Origin of the sequence: Lederbergia citri (assembly GCF_018343625.1) — a bacterium.
GTDB lineage: Bacteria > Bacillota > Bacilli > Bacillales > Bacillaceae_C > Lederbergia > Lederbergia citri.
In genome coordinates, this window is the sequence record NZ_JAGYPG010000002.1 from 1,552,454 (window position 1) to 1,559,369 (window position 6,916).

Here is a 6,916-nt window from a genome sequence, read left to right on the forward strand (position 1 = left end):
TGAGCGCCTATTTAGGCGCTCTTTTTTATATAATCAAATTCACTTGCCCCTATTAATCGTAGACCAGATTGCTTCTTCTATTTCTTGATAACTTGTACATCTGCATATGTTGGATGCGAGCCAGCTTTTAATCATTTCCGCTGTGGGATTTGAATGGTTTAGAAGTAAGGAATGACAATTGATGATGAAGCCAGGTGTGCAATAGCCACATTGAAAAGCGAAATGCCGGATAAAGGCTTGTTGTATTGGAGTATCACGCAAACCTTCAATCGTTGTGATTTTATGACCTGGCGCCTCAATAGCCAGCATAATACACGATTTAAAAGGGAGATTGTCAATCATGACGGTACAAGCTCCGCAATCACCATTTAGGCATCCAGGCTTTGCCCCGGTTAAAGAAAGCTTATTTCGAAGGAGATGTAGAAGGGTTTCGCCAGCCTGTACCTCAACATCCACCATTTCCTCGTTTACTTCAAGTTCCACCTCAAATGTTTTGAAGCCATTTTTAGCCATTATACCCCCTCCAATTCCAACAAAAAATCCATCAATAAGTTTCTTAAAACAAACAGTCGATACTCTCTTGAACCTTCTATGTCATCAAGGATGGGTTCAGGTAATATTTGCAGAGCATTTTCAATTCTGCTCTCAAATGGTAGAGCAGCATTATTGATTTCTTTTTCCATTTCGAACGAGCGAAACGGGAATGGGCAAATCCCGCTGAACGCCATCCGAAGAAGACCATTCACTTTCATAGCTGCGGCGGTTATGAGGGGATAACCGGTTTCCCATTGTTTTCTTATTTTTTTTGAAATAAAAGGGAGATTTAAAAAGCGAGACTCCGTTCGTATATTTACGAGCAGCTGACCTTCCTCCAACCGTAAGCCATTATTAAAAATCGCGCTAATTGGCACTTGTTTTATACCTTGTAAACTAGCAATGAGGATATAACTTTCTGCCAAAAGAAAAGGCAAGACCGCTTCTTGATAAAAAATTTTCCCGCAAATATTCCCGCCAATGGTAATCTTATTTCTAGCCGTTCGATCGGCAATTTCACTAGAAACATTCGTTAATAATGGGAAAGAGTCATCTTCCTCGATTGCTGTCAGAGGAATGGAAGCACCAATGATAAAAAATTCGGTTGTTTTTTCCAACAATGCACATTCCGGAATCCCTTTAATATCAATGATGGAGCGGGGCGTATCTATGTTTAATCTGCCAAGTGTTAAAATCTCTGTCCCACCCGAATAGTACATAGGTTGTTTATCGGCAATTTTTAATTCCGAAAACAATTGTACTGCCTCGGAAATACCTGTTGGCTTATAATACTTCACATATGCAGGCAACATATTACTTATTCCCCACTTTCGTTCTCCAGAGTAATTCGGGAATGAGAGGCAAATGATTGAGATTTATTTGTAGTCCTGCTGATAAAGCATTACCAAGTGCTGCTGGCATCCCGATAAGACCATGTTCCCCAACTCCCCTCGCCCCATATGCAGCATCTATTTGAGGGGTTTCTACAAACTCTACGATGTATTTTGGATGTTCACCATAACGAAGCGGGCGATATGTTCTTAACTGGGGATTTAGAACCCTGGCGTATTCATCAAAGATAAATGTTTCCCTTCCCGCGAAAGACAAACCCATGCTCATGGCTCCCATTACTTGTCCTCTAGCCCCTGCTTCATTTAAAACTTTCCCGATATCAATGACCGAAAAAGCTTTAAGTAATTGATAACGATAGGTTCTCGTGTCAATTTCTATCTCTACTCCTTGAGCTCCAACCGTCCATTCAGGCCCAGGTCTTCCTGCACCAGTTTCTTTATTCACGGATGTAATATGCCTAAGAGTATATGTTCCGCTTCCGATGATTTGTCCGCCAATCGCATTGCCATTTGGAAATACAAAGCCGTAAGCAATATCTTTAACAGCAATATTGATCGAGGGATCATCTCTTATATATACTTTTTCAAATCCCACTTCCAGATCTTCGATTGGTGCACGTAAAACACAAGCAGCCCTTTCTTTTAATTGACAAATAATATCGTCCGCGGCTTTTAACACAGCCCTTCCTGCCATAAAGGTTCCCCTGCTTGCGACTGTTTTCCAATGTTCCGGCGTACTTTGGGTGTTCACTGGCATTTGAACATAGATTTGTTCAATCGGCATTTTCATTCTTTCAGCTAAAATCTGGGCCAAAACTGTCTTTGTCCCAGTTCCAATTTCTACAACACCGGTTATTAAATTGATACTTCCATCAGGATTGAAAGTTAAAATTACACCTGAACTTGCATTAGAATCGATCGTAGAGTTTTTCCAAATACAACTAATCCCTTTAGCCCTTATTTTATGCTGATCGACTGTGATCATCTGTCCGTTATCCCAATCCATTAATTCTCTTAGCTTGGAAAGACATTCTTGTAAGTTGCCGATATTACTGTAATTTAGTTTAACTTGGGTAGGTGACGTATCTCCTGGTTTAATCGCATTGATATATCGTAATTGTAGTGGGTCAATGTTCAACTCTTTTGCTAAAATATCCATCGTTCTTTCGAAAGCAAAATGAACTTCTGAGTGACTGAAGCCTCTAAAAGGGGCTGGGTAAGGATGATTCGTATACATACAATATGAATCACAATAAATATTCTCAACATGATACGGCCCTGTGCAATCGACTGCACCAGCTCTCGCTAAATCAATCCCTTTATCCGAATAAGCACCGCTATCCCATAAATAAATGAGTTCAGCAACCTTTAAAAATCCCTCTTTTGTACACCCGAGTTTGACCTTTGCCGTAAGCCCGATATGTCCTGGAGAAGTGACCATATCATCTTCCCGCGTATTTACAATCTTAACGAGTTTGCCGTCTACGGCCTTCGTTGCGATATAAGCTAGGATTTCTAATTGAGTGGATGCCTTTCCGCCGTAAGCTCCGCCGACTAAAGGAGTATTTACGACAACATTCCCTGTAGGTATGTCAAAATATAATGAGATTAGCTTTTTAATCATAAAGGGAGCCTGTGAAGAGGACGTTATTTCTACCCTCCCATCCTCATGAATTTGGGCAAATGAACAGCGGGTTTCCATAGCTGCATGGTCGGATGGATGAAATGAAAAAGCTGCCTCCACCGTTACGCTACTTTCTAACCATCCTTGTTCAATATCTCCTTTACGAATTTTTATTTTCGAAGCGATATTCGTACCAGGTTCAGGAGATACCCCAGCAGTTTTTTTATACTCTCCTAGATTTTCATGAATTAATGGAGCATCCGGCTGAAGTGCTTCACTTGGAGAATTCACGACTGGTAGAGGTTCGTATGTAATATCAAGATTATTTGCCCCCATTTCTGCTAATTGCATGGTGTCCGCTACAACAATCGCGACCACTTCCCCGAAATAACGTACCCGATCGTAGGCAATTGGCGGCCGGTCACGAAGTTCTTCACCAGTGAGCGGGAAATTTCCACCCGTTATAATCGCGCGGATTCCTCTCATTGCGCGGGTTTTCGTGTCATCTATTTGTATAATTTTTGCATGACCGTATGGACTTGTCACAAGTTTCCCATATAGCATTTCTTTTGATTCAAAATCATTCGTATATTTAGCTTTTCCGGTTACCTTATCTAAGGACTCTTTCCGGTAAACACTTTTCCCGATGATGCTCATGATACTTTCACCCCCAGCCACTTTAGGGCATGCTATTTCATCTTATGATGCTGGTGATAGGTTACATTCATGAATTCGAAAACATTGTAGAAATCCTTTATTGATTTAAGTAGAGAATGGAATGGTTCCAAAAAGTAATTTCCGCAAAGAACTTTGTTACGGCTCAATCGAAAATAGGACGGTGAGAGTATGGAAAGAAATATTGGATATCAATCCTTATGGGATTTTTTTAATTTTGCTGAGGTATATCAAAAGTCTTGTATTTGCCTAAAAATTGCCACACTTTAGCAAAAATTTGGTACAATATAAGTAGGAAAACCAGCTTTACCGGAGGTGTGATTATGAAAGTAAAAGTAGATGGATTAACTGCAGGATGTATTTTACAGAAGGATGTAATGGGAAAAACAAATAATCCTATCATACCTGCCGAGACGATATTAGAAGAAAATCATTTAGGAGTATTAAAATTATTTCTTATAAAAGAAGTTGAAATAGAAAATAAACTTGCGAATGGCGAGTTATTTAGAGAATCAGGAATTGAAGATTCAGGAAGTTCTCCTAAAGAGATTTCCTCTTCTGGTACTTTTCTGGACTACTATGGACAAGCAGTTGAACAGTATAAAAAAGAATTTCTATCTTGGCAATCGGGAGTAGGAATTAATATTTCCAATATAAGATCGTTGTTAATTCCACTTTTTGAAAAAGCTCAGGAAAATAAAGACTGGATGCGCCGCATTCATCGCTATTCAAAAAAGGAAGAGTATTTTTATCATCATCCTATTGCTGTTGCTTTGATTGCAAGCTTCGTAGCGAAGGGATTAGGCTTTGACAATGGTCAATGTTTACAAATTGCTTTAGCAGGCTGCCTTGCAGATTGTGGTATGGCAAAAATAAACGAATCTATGTTTATGAATGAAAGATCCCTAAACGAGCAAGCTTGGAATGAGATGAAGAAACATCCAATTTATGGTTATCAAATGATAAAAAATATTTCATTATTAAAATCGGAAACAAAGTTGGCCATCTTACAGCATCATGAACGATTAGATGGTTCTGGATATCCGCTTGGAGAAGTAGGAAATCGGGTGCACATGCACTCGCAAATAGTTGCCATTGCAGACATTTATCATGCGATGACAGCAGAACGACCGTATAAAAGCATGCAGTCACCTTTTAAGACATTACAGGTGATGGAGGAAGACCAATTCGGTAAATTAGATATCTCCATTTTAAAGATTTTAATCTCGGCAATTGCCTCTCTTCCAGTTGGAACCACGGTTAAACTTTCTGATGGGCAGTATGGAAAAATTATTTTTATAAAACAAGATGCCTTGTTAAGACCTTTAGTAAAGATCTTAGATACCGGTGAAATTATCGATCTGGAGAAAAATAGATCTACTTATATTGATGCGATTATTAGTTAGATTAATTTAGCATTTAATGTATTTAAAAAATATCTAAAAAAACTCTTGCATACTTTGTCGAAAGTTGTTATATTAGTAAATGTGCTTGTGAGCACAAAAAAATATTTCGAGAATATATTGACATGAATAAATAAAGATGTTAATATATAAAAGTTGCTTAAAAAGCTAATGAGAGTTTGATCTTTGAAAACTGAACGAAACGAACGTTAAATTATTTATTTTAAACAATGGTTTTATACCATTGCCAGCAATGAGCTAACAAACTACTTTTATGAGAGTTTGATCCTGGCTCAGGACGAACGCTGGCGGCGTGCCTAATACATGCAAGTCGAGCGGACCTGAGGGAGCTTACTCCCAAAGGTTAGCGGCGGACGGGTGAGTAACACGTGGGCAACCTGCCTGTAAGACTGGGATAACTTCGGGAAACCGGAGCTAATACCGGATAACTTCTTTTCTCGCATGAGGAGAGGTTGAAAGACGGTTCTGCTGTCACTTACAGATGGGCCCGCGGCGCATTAGCTAGTTGGTGAGGTAACGGCTCACCAAGGCGACGATGCGTAGCCGACCTGAGAGGGTGATCGGCCACACTGGGACTGAGACACGGCCCAGACTCCTACGGGAGGCAGCAGTAGGGAATCTTCCGCAATGGACGAAAGTCTGACGGAGCAACGCCGCGTGAGTGAAGAAGGTTTTCGGATCGTAAAACTCTGTTATCAGGGAAGAACAAGTACCGTCTAACTAACGGTACCTTGACGGTACCTGACCAGAAAGCCACGGCTAACTACGTGCCAGCAGCCGCGGTAATACGTAGGTGGCAAGCGTTGTCCGGAATTATTGGGCGTAAAGCGCGCGCAGGCGGTTTCTTAAGTCTGATGTGAAATCTCGCGGCTCAACCGTGAGCGGTCATTGGAAACTGGGAAACTTGAGTGCAGAAGAGAAGAGCGGAATTCCACGTGTAGCGGTGAAATGCGTAGAGATGTGGAGGAACACCAGTGGCGAAGGCGGCTCTTTGGTCTGTAACTGACGCTGAGGCGCGAAAGCGTGGGGAGCGAACAGGATTAGATACCCTGGTAGTCCACGCCGTAAACGATGAGTGCTAAGTGTTAGAGGGTTTCCGCCCTTTAGTGCTGCAGCTAACGCATTAAGCACTCCGCCTGGGGAGTACGGCCGCAAGGCTGAAACTCAAAGGAATTGACGGGGGCCCGCACAAGCGGTGGAGCATGTGGTTTAATTCGAAGCAACGCGAAGAACCTTACCAGGTCTTGACATCCTCTGCCACCCCTAGAGATAGGGCGTTCCCCTTCGGGGGACAGAGTGACAGGTGGTGCATGGTTGTCGTCAGCTCGTGTCGTGAGATGTTGGGTTAAGTCCCGCAACGAGCGCAACCCTTGACCTTAGTTGCCAGCATTCAGTTGGGCACTCTAAGGTGACTGCCGGTGACAAACCGGAGGAAGGTGGGGATGACGTCAAATCATCATGCCCCTTATGACCTGGGCTACACACGTGCTACAATGGATGGTACAAAGGGCAGCAAAACCGCGAGGTCGAGCCAATCCCATAAAACCATTCTCAGTTCGGATTGCAGGCTGCAACTCGCCTGCATGAAGCCGGAATCGCTAGTAATCGCGGATCAGCATGCCGCGGTGAATACGTTCCCGGGCCTTGTACACACCGCCCGTCACACCACGAGAGTTTGTAACACCCGAAGTCGGTGGGGTAACCTTTTGGAGCCAGCCGCCGAAGGTGGGACAGATGATTGGGGTGAAGTCGTAACAAGGTAGCCGTATCGGAAGGTGCGGCTGGATCACCTCCTTTCTAAGGAATCT

At 42.3% G+C, this 6,916-nt stretch carries 4 protein-coding genes and 1 rRNA gene; 2 read left to right on the forward strand and 3 right to left on the reverse strand.

What is annotated here, in order from left to right; all coding sequences use genetic code 11:
- Positions 1 to 39 precede the first annotated feature (39 nt).
- The 3 genes from KHA97_RS16075 to KHA97_RS16085 are packed head-to-tail and all read right to left on the reverse strand — an operon-like array spanning position 40 to position 3,666.
- A complete protein-coding gene (locus tag KHA97_RS16075) occupies positions 40 to 513 on the reverse strand; it encodes a (2Fe-2S)-binding protein (RefSeq protein ID WP_213125704.1) in 474 nt (157 codons plus the stop codon).
- A complete protein-coding gene (locus KHA97_RS16080) occupies positions 513 to 1,346 on the reverse strand; it encodes an FAD binding domain-containing protein (RefSeq protein ID WP_213125705.1) in 834 nt (277 codons plus the stop codon). Before KHA97_RS16080 ends, KHA97_RS16075 begins: the two co-directional genes overlap by 1 nt.
- A 1-nt stretch (position 1,347) precedes the next feature.
- On the reverse strand, positions 1,348 to 3,666 hold the full coding sequence (locus KHA97_RS16085) for a xanthine dehydrogenase family protein molybdopterin-binding subunit (protein ID WP_213125706.1): 2,319 nt from the start codon (positions 3,664 to 3,666) through the stop codon (positions 1,348 to 1,350).
- A 341-nt stretch (positions 3,667 to 4,007) separates the two neighbouring features.
- Here KHA97_RS16085 and KHA97_RS16090 point away from each other — a divergent pair, with 341 nt between their 5' ends.
- Together KHA97_RS16090 and KHA97_RS16095 are read left to right on the forward strand one after the other, a co-directional pair.
- Positions 4,008 to 5,090: an HD-GYP domain-containing protein gene (locus KHA97_RS16090; RefSeq protein ID WP_213125707.1), complete on the forward strand. Its 1,083-nt coding sequence runs from the start codon at positions 4,008 to 4,010 to the stop codon at positions 5,088 to 5,090.
- 267 nt (positions 5,091 to 5,357) lie between these two features.
- A 16S ribosomal RNA gene (locus tag KHA97_RS16095) occupies positions 5,358 to 6,905 on the forward strand.
- Positions 6,906 to 6,916: the final 11 nt, after the last annotated feature.

Excerpts from the sequence above, each read along its gene's own strand:
- KHA97_RS16075 (WP_213125704.1), bottom strand. The coding sequence starts at position 513 with ATGGCTAAAAATGGCTTCAAAACATTTGAGGTGGAACTTGAAGTAAAC.
- KHA97_RS16080 (WP_213125705.1), bottom strand. The coding sequence starts at position 1,346 with ATGTTGCCTGCATATGTGAAGTATTATAAGCCAACAGGTATTTCCGAG.
- KHA97_RS16085 (WP_213125706.1), bottom strand. The coding sequence starts at position 3,666 with ATGAGCATCATCGGGAAAAGTGTTTACCGGAAAGAGTCCTTAGATAAG.
- KHA97_RS16090 (WP_213125707.1), top strand. The coding sequence starts at position 4,008 with ATGAAAGTAAAAGTAGATGGATTAACTGCAGGATGTATTTTACAGAAG.